This is a genomic window from Kitasatospora fiedleri (assembly GCF_948472415.1).
GTDB classification, from domain to species: Bacteria; Actinomycetota; Actinomycetes; order Streptomycetales; family Streptomycetaceae; genus Kitasatospora; species Kitasatospora fiedleri.
In genome coordinates this window covers 892,197-909,888 of sequence record NZ_OX419519.1, presented here as the reverse complement: position 1 = coordinate 909,888, position 17,692 = coordinate 892,197, and the positions used below count along the sequence as shown (strand labels likewise).

At 76.5% G+C, this 17,692-nt stretch carries 14 protein-coding genes and 5 pseudogenes; 2 read left to right on the top strand and 17 right to left on the bottom strand.

Going from position 1 to position 17,692, the window contains the following annotated elements; translation table 11 throughout:
* The first annotated feature begins 20 nt into the window (after positions 1-20).
* Complete coding sequence (locus QMQ26_RS04475; protein WP_282204825.1) at positions 21-311, top strand: hypothetical protein; 291 nt, start codon at positions 21-23, stop codon at positions 309-311.
* Between the two features lie 510 nt (positions 312-821).
* On the opposite strand, the pseudogene QMQ26_RS04470 reads toward QMQ26_RS04475, so the two are convergent.
* Positions 822-1,546 (bottom strand): annotated as a pseudogene (locus QMQ26_RS04470) (response regulator).
* Between the two features lie 703 nt (positions 1,547-2,249).
* On the opposite strand from QMQ26_RS04470, the pseudogene QMQ26_RS04465 reads away from it, so the two are divergent.
* Positions 2,250-4,132 (top strand): annotated as a pseudogene (locus QMQ26_RS04465) (amino acid transporter).
* A gap of 141 nt (positions 4,133-4,273) precedes the next feature.
* On the opposite strand, the pseudogene QMQ26_RS04460 reads toward QMQ26_RS04465, so the two are convergent.
* The 16 genes and pseudogenes from QMQ26_RS04460 to QMQ26_RS04385 form a co-directional block, all read right to left on the bottom strand.
* Positions 4,274-4,558, bottom strand: a pseudogene (locus QMQ26_RS04460) (DUF4232 domain-containing protein); the annotation flags it as partial.
* Positions 4,559-5,184: 626 nt separating this feature from the next.
* Positions 5,185-5,613, bottom strand: a complete 429-nt coding sequence (locus QMQ26_RS04455; RefSeq protein ID WP_282204824.1) for a GNAT family N-acetyltransferase — start codon at positions 5,611-5,613, stop codon at positions 5,185-5,187.
* 324 nt (positions 5,614-5,937) lie between these two features.
* Positions 5,938-7,126, bottom strand: a pseudogene (locus tag QMQ26_RS04450) (DUF5685 family protein).
* A gap of 126 nt (positions 7,127-7,252) precedes the next feature.
* Positions 7,253-7,477, bottom strand: coding sequence for a GNAT family N-acetyltransferase (locus tag QMQ26_RS04445; RefSeq protein ID WP_282204823.1), 225 nt, complete (start codon positions 7,475-7,477; stop codon positions 7,253-7,255).
* On the bottom strand, positions 7,453-7,710 hold the full coding sequence (locus QMQ26_RS04440; RefSeq protein ID WP_282204822.1) for a hypothetical protein: 258 nt from the start codon (positions 7,708-7,710) through the stop codon (positions 7,453-7,455). The genes QMQ26_RS04445 and QMQ26_RS04440 overlap by 25 nt, the downstream gene beginning before the upstream one ends.
* 113 nt (positions 7,711-7,823) lie before the next feature.
* Entirely contained in the window at positions 7,824-8,204 is a 381-nt protein-coding gene (locus QMQ26_RS04435) for a DUF6188 family protein (protein ID WP_100834969.1), read from the bottom strand.
* A gap of 278 nt (positions 8,205-8,482) precedes the next feature.
* Positions 8,483-8,824 carry an NUDIX domain-containing protein gene (locus tag QMQ26_RS04430; protein WP_282206416.1) on the bottom strand — a complete coding sequence of 114 codons (342 nt, stop codon included), beginning with the start codon at positions 8,822-8,824 and terminating at the stop codon, positions 8,483-8,485.
* Between the two features lie 371 nt (positions 8,825-9,195).
* Positions 9,196-9,462, bottom strand: a pseudogene (locus QMQ26_RS04425) (NUDIX domain-containing protein); the annotation flags it as partial.
* Between the two features lie 188 nt (positions 9,463-9,650).
* A complete protein-coding gene (locus tag QMQ26_RS04420) occupies positions 9,651-9,839 on the bottom strand; it encodes a YegP family protein (RefSeq protein WP_100834967.1) in 189 nt (62 codons plus the stop codon).
* Positions 9,840-9,993: 154 nt separating this feature from the next.
* Entirely contained in the window at positions 9,994-10,788 is a 795-nt protein-coding gene (locus QMQ26_RS04415) for a phosphotransferase (RefSeq protein ID WP_282204821.1), read from the bottom strand.
* A gap of 34 nt (positions 10,789-10,822) precedes the next feature.
* Positions 10,823-12,145 carry an aldehyde dehydrogenase family protein gene (locus tag QMQ26_RS04410; RefSeq protein ID WP_282204820.1) on the bottom strand — a complete coding sequence of 441 codons (1,323 nt, stop codon included), beginning with the start codon at positions 12,143-12,145 and terminating at the stop codon, positions 10,823-10,825.
* A 67-nt stretch (positions 12,146-12,212) separates the two neighbouring features.
* On the bottom strand, positions 12,213-13,886 hold the full coding sequence (locus QMQ26_RS04405; RefSeq protein WP_404814155.1) for an asparagine synthetase B family protein: 1,674 nt from the start codon (positions 13,884-13,886) through the stop codon (positions 12,213-12,215).
* A gap of 157 nt (positions 13,887-14,043) precedes the next feature.
* The gene (locus QMQ26_RS04400; protein ID WP_282204818.1) at positions 14,044-14,682 is read right to left on the bottom strand and encodes a hypothetical protein; all 639 of its coding nucleotides are present in this window, start codon (positions 14,680-14,682) and stop codon (positions 14,044-14,046) included.
* Positions 14,683-14,701: 19 nt separating this feature from the next.
* A complete protein-coding gene (locus tag QMQ26_RS04395; RefSeq protein ID WP_282204817.1) occupies positions 14,702-15,544 on the bottom strand; it encodes a hypothetical protein in 843 nt (280 codons plus the stop codon).
* A gap of 112 nt (positions 15,545-15,656) precedes the next feature.
* Positions 15,657-16,805: a hypothetical protein gene (locus QMQ26_RS04390; protein WP_282204816.1), complete on the bottom strand. Its 1,149-nt coding sequence runs from the start codon at positions 16,803-16,805 to the stop codon at positions 15,657-15,659.
* A 198-nt stretch (positions 16,806-17,003) separates the two neighbouring features.
* Positions 17,004-17,672, bottom strand: coding sequence for a cupin domain-containing protein (locus QMQ26_RS04385; protein WP_282204815.1), 669 nt, complete (start codon positions 17,670-17,672; stop codon positions 17,004-17,006).
* Positions 17,673-17,692: the final 20 nt, after the last annotated feature.

Below are 17,692 nucleotides of genomic sequence, written 5' to 3'. Positions count from 1 at the left end.
GACGGAGCGGGAGGAACGTGGTGCAGCGACGGAGACCGACCCGGATCGGGGCGGCCGCGACGGTCCTGCCCGCCTGGTGGGCGCTCCGCCGGGCGGTGGACGGTGGCGGCAGCGCTGGCGGCGCGAACGGTGGCGGCGGTGGCGGGCGGCACACCGGCCACGCGGCGCTGGAGCGGGTGTTCCCGGCGCTCGGCCCGCTCACCGACGCCAGGTGGACGAGCAGCCGGGACCACGACGACCGCGGCCTGCCCTCGCCGGACCTGGTGATCGTCGGCCTGGCCCGGCTCGCCCCGGCCGGCTCGGTGAACTGACGGCGGCCCACCCCTTCGTCCCCGGCGGCCCGGCCGAGGCGGACATCTCCGCCACCTCCTGGTTCACCGCACCGCTCGACGGTCAGGGGCCCGAGGACCCCGAGTGGGTCCGCTCGGACGACCTCGACCGCAGCGGCGACGGCCACCGGGCCACCCTGTGGTTCGACCGGCGTAGCGACACCGTCCGCCTCCACGCGCTCAACCCGGTTGCGGGCCAGGGCACCCCGACCGCCGGAGGGTCCGCGCCCGCCACCGGGTGAGCAGGGACGGCCCGCACGGCTGTCAGGCGGGGACGTTGCCGATGACGGCCCTGGTCGGCGGGGCGAGCCGCTCCGACAGCGTGCCGAAGTCCGCGGCGCGGCCGTCGGACCGCCCCTGGCCCGCCCGGGCTGCGGACCGGTGGAGCCGCCCGGAACGGGGCTGGTGCTGGACAGCGCGGACGCGGTGGAGCCCAACGTCTCGACGGCGCCGGCCTTCCTGGGCGCGGTCCGCTGACCGACCGGTCACCCCTCAGCCGCCGGAACGGCCCCGGGGCTCAGAACCCCCGCTCGCCGCTGCCGCCGCCACCGCTGCCGCCCGGCTGCGCGGCCAGGGTCGATGGGTGGCGATCACCGCGGCCTGGACGCGGCGCTCCACACCGAGCTTGGCCAGCAGCCGGGAGATGTGGTTCTTCACGGTCTTCTCGGCGAGGAACACCCGCTCGCCGATCTGGCGGTTGGTCAGCCCTCGCCGATCAGCGCCAGGATCTCCCGCTCCCGGTCGGTCAGGTGCGGGAACTCCGGCGCGGGCGCCGGGGTGTCGCCGCGCAGCCGGGCCATCAGCCGGGTCGCCGCGCCCGAGTCCAGCATCGACCGGCCCGAGGCGACCGTGCGGATCGCGGTGACCAGGTCGGTGCCGCTGATCTGCTTGAGTACGTAGCCCGCCGCGCCCGCCATGATCGAGTCGAGCAGTGCCTCCTCGTCGTCGAACGAGGTGAGCATCAGGCAGGCGAGTTGCGGCATCCGTGAACGCAACTCCCGGCAGACCGTCACCCCGTCGCCGTCCGGCAGCCGCATGTCGAGCACCGCGACGTCCGGGCGCAGCGCCGGCACCCGGGCCAGCGCCTGCTCGACCGTCCCGGCCTCGCCGACGACCTGGAGGTCCGGCTCCGAGTCCAGCAGGTCGTGCACCCCGCGGCGGACCACCTCGTGGTCGTCCAGCAGGAACACCCTGATCGGCGCCGAACCCTCGGACATGGCAGCACTCCTCCTCGCAGACCCCTGCACCCCGCTACACCCCGCAGTCTGCCAAACCCGCCCCGCCCGCCGACAGGGCCACCCGCCCCCGACCGCCGCCCGGACCGGGACCCGGCCGGCCCTTGACGGCTTCCGCCCGGACGTGCTCGAACCGCCCGCCGCGCACCACACCCTTCACCTCGCCGTGCCCGCACCCACGCCCGCCGCCACAGTGCGCCGTGCGGCACGCCAGGACGGGGCGGCGCGGACGGGGCGCGCGAGAGTTCCTCTCCTCGGCGGCGCGACCGCCCCCACGGGCGGCCGTGACCATGGCAGCGTGTCGAAACCCTTCGGCGCGCGGCCAGGGGCAAGAGGCCCCGCGCACCGGGCCGATGGTCCCGGACCGGACGGACCGGCACGAACCCCCGCGCCCGGGCGAACCGTCCACCGGCCCCGCCCGGACGGCCCGTCAGCGTCCCGCGACCGCACTCCGCCCGGGCGCCCCCCGCCCGGGCCAAAGAAGCGCGGGCCACGCCCCGGCCTGCCCGGACGGCGGCGGACGTGACCTACATTGACCTGGGAGTCCGCCCGGCGGGCCGGAGCACCGGCGGCCCCGGGCGGCCCCCTCCCGGACAGGAGCAGCACAGTGGTCGACACCGCCCCCGCGGACGGACGGACGGCGCGGCAGCGGTTGCGCGCCTGGCTGCTCGACGGCCTCTCCGACATGGCCAAGCAGTACCCCGGCCCGCACGCCGAGGCCCCGACCAGCAGCACGGCCGGCGCTGGTGGAAGGTGATGTGCCTGACCGGCCTGGACTACTTCTCCACCCTCGGCTACCAACCCGGCATCGCCGCACTCGCGGCCGGCCTGCTCTCCCCGGTCGCCACCCTCGTGCTGGTGCTGGTCACCCTGTGCGGCGCCCTGCCGGTCTACCGCCGGGTCGCGCAGGAGAGCCCGCACGGCCAGGGCTCGATCGCCATGCTGGAACGGCTGCTGTCGTTCTGGAAGGGCAAGCTCTTCGTCCTCGCGCTGCTCGGCTTCGCCGCCACCGACTTCGTGATCACCATCACCCTGTCCGCCGCCGACGCCACCGCCCACCTGGTCGAGAACCCGCACCTGCGCGGCGCGCTGGGCGGTCACCAGGTGCTGATCACCCTGCTGCTGGTCGCGCTGCTCGGCGGCGTCTTCCTGAAGGGCTTCAGCGAGGCCATCGGCATCGCGGTCGTCCTGGTCGCCGTCTACCTGGCGCTGAACGTGGTGGTGGTCGCCGTCGGCCTGTGGCACGTGGCCACCGACCCGTCCGTGGTCACCGACTGGACGCACGCCCTCAGCCTGGAGCACGGCGACCCGCTCGCGATGATCGGCGTCGCCCTGGTGGTCTTCCCCAAGCTCGCCCTCGGCCTGTCCGGCTTCGAGACCGGCGTCGCCGTCATGCCGCACATCGAGGGCGACCCGGACGACACCGAGGAGCGCCCCACCGGACGCGTCCGCGGCGCCCGCAAGCTGCTCACCACCGCCGCCGTCATCATGAGCTGCTTCCTGATCACCACCAGCCTCATCACCACCCTGCTCATCCCCGCCGACGACTTCGAGCCCGGCGGCCCCGCCAACGGCCGCGCCCTCGCCTACCTCGCCCACCACTACCTCGGCGGCGCGTTCGGCTCCGTCTACGACCTCTCCACCATCGCCATCCTGTGGTTCGCCGGCGCCTCCGCGATGGCCGGCCTGCTCAACCTGATGCCCCGCTACCTGCCCCGCTACGGCATGGCCCCGCACTGGGCCCGCGCGGTGCGCCCGATGGTGCTGGTGCTCACCGCGACCGCCTTCCTGATCACCTGGCTGTTCGACGCCAACGTCGACAAGCAGGGCGGCGCGTACGCCACCGGCGTCCTGGTGCTGATCACCTCCGCCGCGATCGCCGTCACCATCGCCGCCCACGCCGTCCGCCAGCGCGGCTGGACCGTCGGCTTCGCGGTCATCGCCGGGGTCTTCCTCTACACCACCGGCATCAACATCGCCGAACGCCCGGACGGCGTGAAGATCGGCGCCTGCTTCATCGCCGCGATCGTGCTGGTCTCGCTCGCCTCCCGGCTCGCCCGGTCCTTCGAACTCCGGGTCACCGACGTCCGGTTGGACCAGGTTGCGGAACGCTTCGTGCGCGACACCGCGCACCGCACGATCCGCTTCATCGCCAACGAACCGGCCGGCCGCGACCTCGCCGAGTACCGCGACAAGGTGCACCAGATCCGCGCCGACAACGACATCCCGCCCGAGGACGACCTGGTCTTCGTCGAGGTCACCGTCCGCGACGCGTCCGACTTCGAGGCCGAACTGCACGTCCGCGGCGAGGTCCTGCACGACCGCTACCGGGTCCTCACCCTCGAACACTCCAGCATCCCCAACGCGCTCGCCGCGACCCTGCTGCACGTGCGCGACACCACCGGCCAACTCCCGCACATCTACTTCGAATGGACCGAGGGCAGCCCCTTCGCCCAGTTCCTGCGCTTCTTCCTCTTCGGCCAGGGCGAGGTCGCTCCCGTCACCCGCGAAGTGCTCCGCGAGGCCGAACCCGACCGCTCCCGCCGCCCCCGCGTCCACGTGGGCTGAGGCCCGCCCCCGCCCGCCCCGCCGGGGCCGGGAGCGCGCAGTCCCGGACCGGCCGGACGTCAGGACTCGTCCGGCTGCCAGCGCGCCGACGCCGATCCGCCCCGTCGTGCCCAGGTCGAGTTCCGGCGTCACCATCACCGGCGCGGCGTCCGGGGTGGCCCGCACCCGCACGTACGGCGCGTTCACCGGGGCCGAGGAGGCGTCGTCGGTGTTGCGCCACACCAGCGTCGCCTGCGCCTTCCCGCCCGGTGCGACGGTGAAGCGCCGGGGCGGGGCGTCCGCGCCGGTGCTCGTCGCGATCGCCGCGCCGCCCTTCAGCACCTGGACGCCGTCCAGCGGGGTGTGTGCCTCGTCGAGCAGCTGGGCCTGCGGGTAGCCGTTCAGCGTGACGTCCTTCGTCCCGCAGTTCTCCAGGTGCAGCCCCACCACCCGCAGCCCATCGCCGCGTCGCCCCGGTCCGCGTAGACCCGGATTCCGGCGGCGGGGCAGGCGCCGCCGGTCGACGGGGCCTCCGCCGTCGGCACGCTGCGCACCTGACGATCCGCACCTTCGGGACGGCGCCGCGGCGCCGGACGGGCCGGGGGAGCGGGTGGAGCGCGCGGCGCCCGAGAAGGTCGGGTCCGCGCCCACCGGGAGGTCCGGCCGGGCGTCCCGCCCGGTCAGCGAAAAGGTGCCCCGGACGGTCGCCCCCGGTGCCACCGCCGTCCGGGTTCCCGTCGCGTCGGACGACAGCCGGGCCTCGGTGCCCGACCAGCCGAACGACACCGCGACGTCGACGGCCTCGGTGCCCGGGTTGGTCACCTCGTACTCCAGGCAGTCCGCGCTGACGGCGAGGACGCGCACCGCGTCCCGGGTCCAGCCGTCCGGCCGCGCCGCCGGGGCCGCCCCGCAGGGGCCCGCGCTGCCCGTGGCAGGCGGTGCCGCGGACCCCGCCGCGGTGCCCCCGCCCGCCGTGAGGGACCCGCACCCGGCGGCCGCCCCGATCGCCGCGACCGCGACCGCGGCCCCCACACCCACCGAACCGTCCACATCCAAGCCATCCGCCGAGTCGATCACGAACCTTCCACCCGGGCTGTGGCCCGCCTCACACCTCGTGCAACAGCCCTGCAACGGTTGCCTGCCGACACCCCGTCAGGCGAACCCGCCGGGCGGCGCCAACTCACCTCCCCGCAAGGGCAGTGGGCTGACCCGGCGTCAGAACGGCAGCGAGTGCAGTCGGACCGCCCCGCCGCCGGCCAGGCCGCGCCCGGGACGAGCGCGGTCCACATCGCGCCGAGCGCGACGGGCGCCGGGCCGTCCGGCTGATCGGCCGTCACCGGGCCGGGCAGCGGCGTCCAGCCGAGGCGGGCGTACAGCGGGGCCCGGTCGGGCAGGCAGAACAGCATCGCGAGTTCCAGGCCGTCGGCCCGGGCCGCGTCCAGCGCGGCGGCGACGACGGCCCGGGCCAGGCCGTGGCCGCGCCAGTGCGGCGAGACCAGCACCCGCCGATCCCGGCCACCTCGAAGCGCCGCCCGCCGACCTCGACCGGTGCCACCACGAACCCCGCGTGCGCCACCAGCCGGCCGTCGCGGTGCACGCCGAAGTGCCGGTCCTTGGGCCGCCAGGTGCCCGGGACCGCCGCCAACTCGAACGGGTCCGCCGACTCGCCCAGCGCCTGGAGCGCCGGCCGGCCGCCCCACTCGGCGGTCAGCTCCGCGGCCGGTGCGAAGTCCCGCTGTCCCGTCATCGTCCTGCTTCCGTTCCGTGGTGTTCCGGGCTGTTCCGTGGTGTTCCCGTAGGTGACTGGCCGGCCGGGCGTCCCGGGGTCAGCAGTCGCAGCCGCAGTCGCACCCGCTGCAACACCCGTCGCCCCCGCAGCAGTCGCAGCAGTCGCAGGTGCACGCGTCGCAGCAGTCGCCGCAGTCGCAGTCGTGCCGCTGGCAGAACCCCTCGCGCCGCTCGCGGGTGAACGGGTCGTCGTGGTCGCAGCAGAGCAACTGGCAGGTGCAGGCCATCGTCAGCCAGACCGCGCAGCCCGGGATCAGCGAGCGGGGCTGCTTCGGCTTCCTGACGTCGTGGGTGTGCTCCGGGGCCGACGGGGCGCCCGGGTCGGCGTCGGGCGGGGAGGTGCGCGCGGCGGCGTTCGCGCAGGCCCGGTGGTGGGCGCGGCGTCCGAAGACGCGGTCCACGGCCTCCTCGGTCTCGTGGCCGAGCAGGCGGTGGACGAGCGCCCGGTCGGTGAACTCGACTTCCCGGAGGGCGAGTCGGATGCCGTGGACGGCGTCCCGGCACAGCCGCTCGGCCTCGGGCCCGGTGGTGCCGGAGACGGTGAGCGGGTTCCACAGCCCGCGGGCCTCGTCGTCCGCGCGGTCCTCGGCGGCGTCCAGCAGGTGCGCCAGCCGCCCGAACAGCCGACCCGCCTCGGCGAGCGCGGCGGCGTTCCCCGGCCGGCCCGCCAGGACCGCGGTGTGCGCGAAGGCCGCCGCCGTGGCCTCCTCCGTCGGCGCGGTGGCGAGCAGCAGCGGCCCGCCGGCCGTCACCGCGGACTCGGCCGCCCCCTGGCGCCCGGCGGCGGCGAGCAGGACGCCGGTGTCGAAGCCGACGGCGGCGGCGCCGCCCGCGCTCTGCCGGTCCCAGCGCCGGGTCACCCGCCGGGCACCGGCCGCCACCGGCCGGCGGCGAAGACGCCGTCGCCGTCCAGCACGTGGTCGCGGACCTTCACCGAGGCCAGCGCCAGCGAGACGGCCGCCGCCAGCCGCGCCCCTCGCCCGTCGCCACGGGCGCGGTGCGCATGCCGCGCAGCGGACACGGCCCGGCCGTGCGCCGGTCCGCCGCCCGCGGCGACTGCGCCTCGACCAGGACGGAGACGACCAGACCGTCGTAGTTGGTGGCCGTCCGCGCCAACTGCCCGTGGCCGTCGCGCAGGGCCAGGCACAGCCCGCACAGGTGCGCCGTCCACGACGCGTGCAGGCGCTCCGACAACCGGTGTCTGCACGGCCTGATGATTCCGAACACGTTCCGCCCCTTCTCCCCGCCCACCCGCGCCGGTCGGCCGTACCGGTCAGCCGCGCCGGTCAGCCGTGTCGACCGGCCGCCATCCTAGTGACGCGGGGTCCGCCGCCGGGGTTCCCCCTCCTCGGCTCAGCGGTGGCCGGGCGACACGTCCAGCGAGAAGTGGAACGCCACCACCGACATCCGCCGCGCGTGGTAGAAGCGGTGCGCGCCCTGGTTGACCACCCCGGAGTCCAGCTCCACCCGCGCGCAGCCCGCCAGGGCCGCCCGCCGCGCCAACTCGGCCAGCAGCCAGGACCCGACGCCGCCCGAGCGCAGCGCCGGATCGGTCACCAGGTCGTCGACGAACAGCACCCGCCCCGGCTGGTCGCCAACGTCCGGTGCGTCGCCACGCCCACGCAACGGCCCCGTCCGGTCGGCGAGTTGTCGTACGCGGCGGTGAACACCAGCCCCTGGCCCGCCGCTTCGGCCGCGAACGCGGCGAAACCGGGGCCGCTCAGGGCCGGCCGCAGCGCTCTGATCAGCGGCTCAACGTCCCTGTTCAGCGCCGCACTTGGGACGTCCACATCCTGTGCCAGCAGTTCCATCCGCCCATTGTTGCCCGCCTCGAACGGCCGTCACACCCGGGTACCGGGCCGCACCCGGGGCGCACCGCCCGCGACGCACCGTCAGTGCGGGCCTCACGGGGTGGACGCGGGCCTCACGGGCCGAACGAGCCGTCCGGGCCGCCGGTGCACAGCAGCCCGGCGGGGGAGGAGAGCTGCCAGGGGTGGACCGGCCCGCCGGGGGCCGGGTCGGGGGCGACGGCGAGGACCTGGCCGGTGTCGAAGGCGAGCTCCAGGCCCCCGGCCGGGGTGACGGTCGTCGCGGTGATGACGGCGTCCGCGAGCCGCCCGAGCGCGCCGGAGGTGGTCAGGCCCAGCGCGGGGTAGAAGTGCTCGACCTCCGCGCCGTGCCGCAGCCGGAAGTCGTTCTCGACCGTCAGCAGCAGCTCGCCGTCCAGGCGCAGCAGCAGCCGACTGCCGCCGCCGAGCGCCCGCACCGCGCGGCCGTCCAGCTCGGACCCGAGCGACTTCCCCACCCCGCACCTCCCGGTCTTCCCGATCTCCGTGATCCGCCCGCCACAGCGGCGGGCACCGCTCCGACCTGCCTATTCATACCCGGCCGGGCCCCCGGTACCCGCCGCGAACCGCCGACCGCCGCCCCGGCAGCGTCACCCCGGGCCGTACGGGGGCCGCTCAGGGACCGCTCAGGGGCCGCTCACCGGGGGCACGCCGTCGACGAGTTCGACCGGCCCGGCCGTCGGCGGCAGCGCGCGCACCGCCAGGCAGGCCGCCAGCCGCCGGGCCTGCGGCGGGCTCAGCACCGCCGCGGCCTCCCGCGGGGTGAACAGCCGCCACTCGGCGATCTCCTCCTCCTGGACCCGGACCGCCGCCAGCATCCCGGGGCCCGCCGTCCCGCCGTCGTACACCAGCGACAGGTGCGGCGGCTCCGACGACCGGGCAGGCTCCGGCGCCCGCCCCGCCCCGACGTCCGGCCGCCCACCCAGTCGACGGCCAGCAGGCGGCCCGGTTCGTGCCGCCAGCCCAGCTCCTCCAGGGTCTCGCGGCGGGCCGCCGCCCGGGGCAGCTCCCGGTCCGCCTCGATCGACCCGCCGGGCAGCACCCACGGCGACTCGCCCCGCCACGGCGCCAGGCGCACCAGCAGCACCCGCCCGTCCGGGTCGGTGAACAGCGTCCGGGCCTTGGCCCGGATGCGCGGGCGGGTCGCGTAGTAGGTCGCCTTGTCCAGCGGCGGCGGCGGTGCGTCCCGCCCGCTGCCGGGGGCAGCAGCCCCTCCAGGGCGGTCGCGCCGAGGTACGCGGGGGCCGGGCGCGGCGGCAGGTGCAGCGCGGAGTGGCCGACCGGCAGGCCGTCGGCGAGTTCCAGCGGGGCGGCGGCGCGCGGGGCCAGCACGCACGCCCCCATCCGGCGCGACAGCAGCGGGGGCACGGCGGAGAGCAGCAGCTCGGACGGCAGGTGGACCATCGCGTCCAGCTCGGCCCGCTCCAGCCGGACGGCCGCCAGCTGCTCCGGGGTCAGCGGGTCGGCCCAGTACAGGAACGCGGCGATCGGCGGCCGGTCGTGGTCCCGCGACCAGTCCAGGCAGGCGAGTTCGCGCAGCACGGGCGTGACGCCCAGCTCCTCGCGGATCTCCCGGACGGCGGTGTGCCGGGGCGAGGGGTCGGCCGGCTCCCAGCCGCCGCCGGGCACCGCGATGGGGTGCTTGGCCCGGTACGCGTTCCGCACCACCAGCAGCCGCCCCCGCTCGTCGGGGAACAGCACCCCCGCCGCCGCCATGATCTCCCGCCCGCTCACCGCAACCCCCTCGCTCGCCTCCGGCCGTCCCCGCCCAGCATGCCCCGGACCGCCCCCGCCGCGCCGCGACGCCGACGGGCCCGTGACGACCCGACAACTCGGTCGTCACGGGCCCGCGCTCCCGGCCCGCCGCGGTCCACCGCCCGCGGCTCCCGGCCGGTGCGCCGCCGTCAGGCGTGCGCCGGAGTCTCCTGCAACTGCGCGTACGGCGCGAGCTTGCGGATCGACTCGATGCTCTTCAGGCACTGCTCGCGGGACTCCTCCGGCTCGCCGATCACCACGACCGAACCGTTGCTCGCCTTGAGGCGGAAGCGGTGGTTGCCCGACTCGTCCACGTACAGCTCGAACTTCCCAGCCATGCCAGTGCTTACCTCTCACTCGGGTGTCCCCCCGGACTTCCGCCCCCGAACCGCACCGTACGGACTGCCCGCCCCCACCGCCCGCCGGGGCGTCCATCCGGGGGGCGGGCCGCCCACCCGCTCCGGGCCTCCTCCCCGCCGCCGGGCGGGCGGGTCAGGGCGTCAACGCCCGCTCCAGCGCGGGGCGTCGGTCCGCGAGCCAGGATTGCAGGCGGTCCCAGCGGGGCCAGCCACCGTACGCGTCGAAGTACCGGGTGAACGTGGGGTCCCCGGCCGTGACGCGGCGGGCGACGAAGGTGCGGCAGACGGCGGTGGCCTGTTCCAGGACGGTCGGCAGGGCCAGGCGGTCGGCCGGCCGGAGGCCGTAGGCGGTGGCGAACAGGGCCAGCCGGGCCGGGACTTCGAGGTCGGCGCGGGCGGTCTCGGCGGCCGTCGCCGGGTCGAGCACCGGCACCCAGTAGCGGGCGGTCAGGGCGACGTCCCAGAGCGGGCGGCCGGGAGCGGCGAAGTCGAAGTCGATCAGTGCGGCGGCCCCGCCCGCGCGGAAGACCACGTTCTCCGGGCAGACGTCGTTGTGGCACAGCAGCGGCCCGCCCTCCGGGTCGGCGAACTCGCCGGGCCAGGCCGCCGCCGGGTCGAACGGCGTCCGGGCGGCGGCCCCGTGCCAGCGGCGCAGCAGCCGGGCCACCGACACCAGCGCGTCCTCGCCCAGCGCCCAGGCCGGGTACGGCGGCAGGGCGACCTCGCCCGGCAGGAACTCCAACCGCTCCCGCCCGTCCGCCACCGGGCCCACCGGCACCGGCGCCCCCCGGAAGCCGCCCGCCCGCAGCCCGGTCAGGAAGGCGTGCAGCGCCCCGGCGTGCGGCGGCGCGGGCCGCTCCACCACGTCCCCGCGCCGCACCACGGCCCCCGCGTTCGCCCACCCGCCCGCCAGCGTTTCCCCGTCCATGCCCCGATCCTCCCACCGGACGGCCGCCGGCGGCTCAGAGCAGCCGGGCCGTGACCGTCTTGGGCCGCTGGTACTCGCGCAGGGCCAGCGCCGACAGGTCGGTGCCCGCGCCGGAGGAGCGGCGGCCGCTGTGCGGGAGTTCGGCGGACTGGGCGAGGTGGCAGTTCAGCCAGACCTCGCCGGCCGAGATCCGGTCGGTGAGGGCCAGGCCGGTGGACAGGTCGGTGGTCCAGACCGAGGCGGCCAGGGCCTGCGGCACGGACTCGGCCAGCGCCACCGCCTCGTCCAGCGTCGCGGCCCGCTGCACGGTCAGCAGCGGACCGAACACCTCCTCGACCACCGCCGGGTCGTCGTCCGGCAGGTCGGCCAGCACCGTCGCGGGCCGCCACAGCCCGTCGCCGCGCCCCGGCGCGGTGTGCACGGACTTCGCCCCGGACGAGGCCAGGACGCGGTCGTAACGGGCCGCCTGGTCCGGGTTGTTGAGCGGGCCGAAGTCCCGCCCGGCCCGCCGCTCGGCCATCGCGGCGGCCAGCGCGGCCACCGCCTCCCGGTAGACCGGCTCCAGCACGATCACCCGGGCGGGCGCGGCGCAGCTCTGCCCCGCGTTGTACGTGCACGCGGCGGCCAGCTGCCGCCAGGTGTCGGCGGGGGCATCCGGCAGCACCAGCACCGGGCTGTTGCCGCCGAGTTCGAGACTGACCGGGGTCAGCCCGGCCCGGGCGACCACGTCCGCGCCGCCCGCCGGGCTGCCGGTGAAGGCGACCAGGTCGCAGCCCGCGCCGACCAGCAGCCGACCGGTCTCCCGGTCGCCCGGCAGCGCGGTCAACACGCCCGGGCCGAGGGCCTGTTCGGCGTGCTCGGCGAGCAGCAGCGCACTGTCGGGGGTGGTCTCGGCGGGCTTGAGCACCACCGGGTTCCCGGCCGCCAGCGCGGGCGCGCAGCGCCAACCCGCCATCAGCAGCGGGTAGTTCCACGGCACCACGGCCGCCACCACCCCGACCGGCTCCCAGCGCACCCAACTCTGGTGACCGGGAAGGTAGTCGCCCGCGGCGGGCGCCGTCGCGGCCCGCACCGCGCCCCCGTAGAACCGGAACAGGTCGGCCACCTCGGCCACCTCGTTCGCCGCCTCCGCCACCGGCTTCCCGGTCCCGGCGCACTCGGCCGCCACGTACTCCCCGGCGTGCCGCTCGACCAGCTCCGCCAGCGCGCCCAGCCGCCGCTGCCGCTCCCGCGGCGCCAGCGCCGCCCACCCGGCCCGGGCCGCCCGGGCCCCGGCCACGGCCGCCGCCACCTCGTCCGCCCGGCCGGGCACCACGGTACGGCGGACACCGCCGGTGCGGGGATCGATCAGTTCCATCGGCGCTTCTCCCTCGTGCTCGCAGGTCTTCTCACCGGGCTTCCCACCGGTCTTCTCGTGGCACTTCTCACACGTCATAGGCGCGCAGCCACAGTTCGAGGGTGAGCAGCAGCCACAGCTTGCCGCCCTGGCGGGGCAGCAGCAGCCCGCCGCCGCGCATCCAGGTCTCCACCGTGTCCGCCCGGAACAGGCCCCGGGCCCGGGCGGTCGGCCCGAGCAGCAGGTCGGCGGCGAGCTCGCTGAGCGGGCCGTGCAGCCACTGCTGCACGGGCACCCGCATGCCGCTCTTCGGCCGGTAGGTGACGGTGTCGGGCAGCAGGTCGCGCACCGCCTCCTTGAGAATCCACTTCTCCTCCGTGCCGCGCAGCTTGAGCCCCGGCGGGGTGGCGAACGCGTGGTCCACCACCCGCCGGTCGAACAGCGGCGAACGCCCCTGCACGCCCTGCGAGGCGGTCAGCCGCTCCACCTTGGTGAGGATGTGGTGCGCGCCCTTGGTGCGCAGGTTGCAGTGCAGCAACTGGTCCAGGAGGGAAGGGAACCGGTGATCCGCCAGGTAGGGGGCGACGTGTCGGCGCGGGTGCGGGGCGGACTCCAGCGCGGCCAGCGCCTCGCCGGTGAGCAGCGCCGGCAGGTCCTCCCAGCACTTGCGGTACGTGTGCAGGTAGGCGTCCGCCCGGGCCCGCGCCGCGTCGTCGTCCCGCATCAGCTCGAACACCAGCATCGGCAGGTTCTTCGGCCCGCCGAACACCGGGTCCCCGCCCTCGCCGTTCAGCGACACCGCGATGCCGTCGCCCGCCACCGCCTCCGCCAGCATCAGGTTCGGCACCGTCAGCGGGTCCCCGACCGGGCTGTCCAACAGCGCCACGGTGTCCGCCAGCCGCGCCGCGACCTGCTCCCCGGGCACCGTCAGCACCCGGTGCGCCGTCCCGCAGTGCGCGGCCACCAGGCCCGAGTAGCCCAGCTCGTTGGGCAGTTCGGCACCGAAGCTGATCGAGTACGTGCGCACCGTCCCCCCGTGCAGCCGCGCCGCCAGCGCCGTCACCAGTGAACTGTCCACCCCGCCGGACAGCAGCACCGCCACCTCGCGCCCGTCGTCCGGCAGCCGCCGCGCCACCGCCCGCTCCAGCAGCTCCCGCAGGCCCTCCGCGTAGTGCCGGGTCGACAACTCGCCCTCGGAAGGCCCGGATTGCGGCTCCCAGAACCCCTCGACGTCCACCCGCCCGTCCGGCCGCAGCCGGGTCACCCGGCCGGGCAGCAGCTCGTGGACGCCGCGCAGCAGGGTCTCCTCGCCCGGCAGGTAGGCGAAGGTCAGGAAGGAGCGGACCGCCGACAGGTTCAAGCCGGTCTCCACGTCGGGGCGCGTCCGCAGCGCCCGCAGCGAACTGGACGCCGCCCAGCCGCCGCCCGCAGTCCGGCAGTGGAACGCCGTCCGGGCACCGACGTGGTCGCGCACCAGCACCAGGTCCGGCCCGTCCAGCACCGCCAGGGTGAACATCCCGTCCGCCGCCCGCAGCCCGTCCGGGCCCAGCGCCAACCAGCAGCGCAGCAGCAACTCCCCGTCCGGGCAGGACGGTTCGGCCGGACGCCCGGCGGCGGCCAGCAGCTCCGTCCGGTTGTGCAGCGTCACCTCGCCGACCGCGGTGCGCCCGTCCACCGTGAACGGGCCGTCCGCGAAACCCGGCTCCCCGGTCAGCAGCGCCGCCGCGAGCCGCCGCCCGTCCGCCTCGAACGGGCCCGCCACCAGGCCGGGTTCGGGCCCGACCGGGCCGGGCAGCGAGCTGACCGCGTAGCGGGCCGGACGGGTGGGGTGGTTGAGGTGGTTGAGGTGGTTGAGGTGGTGGGGTCGGGCGGGGGTGCCGGGCGGGGCCGTGGTGCGGGCCGTCGTCCCGGGGTGCTGCTCAGCCAAAGTCGTCCCCGTCCCAGCCGTCGTTGTCCCGCGGATCGCCGCCGTCGGCGCCGTCCCCGGCGCTCCCGAACCCGCCCGAGTCGAAGCCGTCCGGATCGAAGCCGTCGTCGTGCCGGTGGTCGTCGCCCCCGTCGTCGCTTCCGTCGTCGAAGCTGCCGTCCCCGCCTCCGCCGTCCCCGCCGCCTCCGCCGTCCCCGCCGCTGCCGCCGTCGCCCCCGGCGCGGGCCCGCTCGGCCTCCCGGCGCAACTCCTCCTCCTCGTCGGCCGAGAGGAGTTCGGGCGCGTAGTGCGCGGCGGCCACGCCCGCGCCCAGGCCCAGCGCGCCGAGCACCACGCCGACCCGGCCCGGGAACGAGCTGCGGTTGACCAGCACGTACCGGCCCTGGCCCCACACCGTGCGGCCGTAGCCGACGTCCCGGCCGTAGCCGACCCGGCCGTCCGCGTGGACGCGCTTGACCAGGTCGCGGCCCAGCCGCTCGTCGGTGCCCGCGTCACCCCGGTCGTCCCGCCAGTGGACGCGGCCGTCGGCGCCGCGGCTGCGCCACTCGCTGCGGCCGTCGGAGTACCGGCGGTGCACCGTGCCGTCGGCCAACAGCTCGTCGCTGTAGGTGATTTCGGGTGGCTGGGTCATCGTCCACGTCCTCGGGGGGTCAGGGCGTCGGCCAGGTCAGGAAGCCGGTGTCGCGGGCCCGGGTGGGCGCGGCCGGACGGGCGGGCGGGGCGAAGCCGCCGCCGCGGACGGTGCGCAGGACGGCCCGCAGCAGCCGGGCCGGACGCACCGCGGCCAGCTCGGCGACCCGGCCGCCGGCCAGCCAGGCCCGCTCGGCGGCCTGCAGCTCGGCGGGCAAATCCTCGACCGCGCACCGGGGTCGTCCACCCGGCGCGGCCAGGTGCAGGGCGGCGGCGTGCCGCGGCAGCAGCCCCGCCGTGCGCACCCGCAGCCGCGGCCCGGCGTGCGCGCGCACCCGGACGAACAGCTCCAGCCCGGCGGGGGAGGCGTCGTGCAGGACGTGCACCACCGCCCCGTCGGCCCGCGCCATCGCCGCCAGCAGTCGCCCGTCCAGCGGCAGCCGCTCCGGGGTCAGGATCGGGCAAGCCCCTTCCAGGTGAAGGCGGTTGGCGCGCAGCATCCCGGCGATCGCCGGGTCCTGGCAGACCAGCAGCCGGGGGAAGGCGTAGTCGTACAGGTCGCCCTCCGGCCCCGGCCGGTGCGGCGCGGGGGCCACCAGGTCCGGCAGGGCGTCCAGTGCGGGGTGCCGGGCGAGCGCGGCGGCGAACCGGGGCTCGGACAGCAGCGGCCGGGTGGTGTACCGCAGGCGGTGCGGCCCCCGGTGCAGCGGGAACAGCGTCCGGTCCGTCTCGTAGTACAACTGCCGGGCGGTGAAGGCGAGTCCGCCGGGCCGGGCACAGCGTTCGGCGGCCGACCGGAGGGCGCGGTCCAGCAGCCGGTCGGGCACCGGTATCGCCGATATCGCCGATATCGCAAGTGTCACAGCGAACCTCCCGAACGGGCGGCCCCGCACCGGGTGAACGAGCTTCGGGTGGAAGGACGTTGGGCGGGCGCGAGGCGTGCGGGCGGGCGGCCCGGGCCTGTGGTGCGCGCGGTCATCGGGTGCCGTCCGTCGGGCGCGGAGCCGGGGTGGTGTCGGTTCCGGCGCGCGGTGCGGGAACCGCCTGCGGCCAGGTGAGGAAGCCGATCCGCTCGGCCCGCCGCCGGGTCTCCGCCGGGCTCTCGACCTCGGCGGCGGCCCCGGTCCGGGCGGTTGCGGCGGGGACGGCGACGGCCCGTTCGACGGCCTTGTCCAGCAGTGCCATCAGCTTCACCGGCGGCAGGGCGATCAGCGGGGAGGACCAGTTGTCGAGCAGCCACTCCCGTTCCCGGTCGGGCAGGCGCTGCCAGCCGGGGGAGCCGGCCAGCGCGTCGGGCACCGCCAGCCGCTTGGCGCCGCCGGTGCGCAGCCGTACCGCCCGCGCGGGGACGTCGACGGCGCGGGGCAGCAGCCCGCAGTCCACCACCCGGCGGTCCGGCAGTTCGGCGCGCAGCCGCGCCGTCCGGGCCAGCGCGGCCAGCGACAGGTCGCGCACCACCACCACGGGCAGTCCGGCCGGGAGCTGCGCGGGCGTCCGGGCCAGTGCCACCCGGTGGCGTTCGGCGAAGCCGTTGACGCACAGGAAGGCGAGCACGGCGGGCAGTTCGCACAGCACCACGGCCCGAGGGCGGGTCGGCCAGGTGGGGGCGGCGGTCGGCAGCTCCGCCAGCCCGTCCGGGAACGCGCCGTACACCTGGCGCCAGCGCCCGGCGACCCGCCGCTCGAAGTCCTCCGGCCGCACCCAGGTGCCGAACGGCCGGGGCGGACGGTACTGCTTCGCGCCCTGGAACTGCCGGTAGGACAGCCAGCCGAAGAGGAACGCGAGCGGGTCGAGCAGCAGGTGGGCGAGGCCGCCGATGCCGACGGAGAGCGAGACGACGAGGACGACGGCCATCGCCAGCACCATCCCGCCGGTGACGCTGCCGCGCCGCTCCTGTCCGGTCGGGAAGCGGTACAGGCGGCGTTCGTTGACCCAGTACAGCTGCTCGACGGTGATCCGCAGCCCGCCGGGGGCGGCCTTCGCCACCAACTCGCGGAACTTGGTGTCGTGCAGGCGTCCCGGCTCGACCTTCGGATCGAGCGCGAACACCTTCCGGCAGTTCGAGCAGGTGTGGCCGGTGCGTTCCCGCTGCCGGCGGTCGACGTGGCAGTGCGGACAGATCATCGGGCGTCCTCCCAGGGCGACGGGCGTCCTCGGTCGGGGGGCTGATCTCGGCGGGCCGTCACCGGACACTCCATCAGACGCAGCCGACAGCCGGGACGTTGCACCGGCCGTACCGGTCACGCCAACCGCACCAACCGCCCCGGTCACGCCAACCGCCCCGGCCGCCCCGGCCGCACCTGGCATCCGCCCCGGCCGGCCTCACCGGGTGTCCTCCAGCGCGGCGGCGGCCCGGCGCAGCCCGAGCGCCAGCCGCTCCCGGAAGGTGACCGTGCCCGGGCGCTGGGCCGCCGCGACCTCCCGCAGCGCGGCGGCGAGTCCGTCCTCGCCGCGCCGCTCGGCGGCCTCGGCGGTGATCGCGTAGTCCTCGTGGTCGATGCCGTAGCCGGTGTTCGCGGCCAGGATCGCCAGCCGGTCCCGGCCCCGGTTGCCGAACGAGTGCGGCATCAGCTCGGGTATCCGGATCAGCGTGCCCGGTGCCAGCCGGACCTCCACCACCTGCCGCCGGCGCGCGTCGTACAGGCCGCAGGAGGCCGGGCCGAGCGCCAGCACCAGGTGCTCACCGCCGTGCGCGTGCGGGGTGAACGCGCTGTGCGGGGCGACCAGGCCGAGCTTGTAGGTGGCGTTCGACGGGCGTTCCGGGGAGGTCGCGGCGTCCCCGACGAAGTAGTGCGCCCACTGCCGGTCGTCGATGAAGCGCAGCAGCCCGCTGTCCGGGTCCTGCGGGCCGAGCTCCCGGGCGCCGGCGCGGTCGGCGCGCAGCACCCGCCCGTCCGGGCGCAGCCGGTACAGCTCGGCGCCGTCCGGCAGCCCGGACGCCTGCCGCTCCAGCGCGCGCAGCCCCCCGCGCAGGTCCCCGCGTATCGGCATCAACGGCCCCCTCGTCGGTA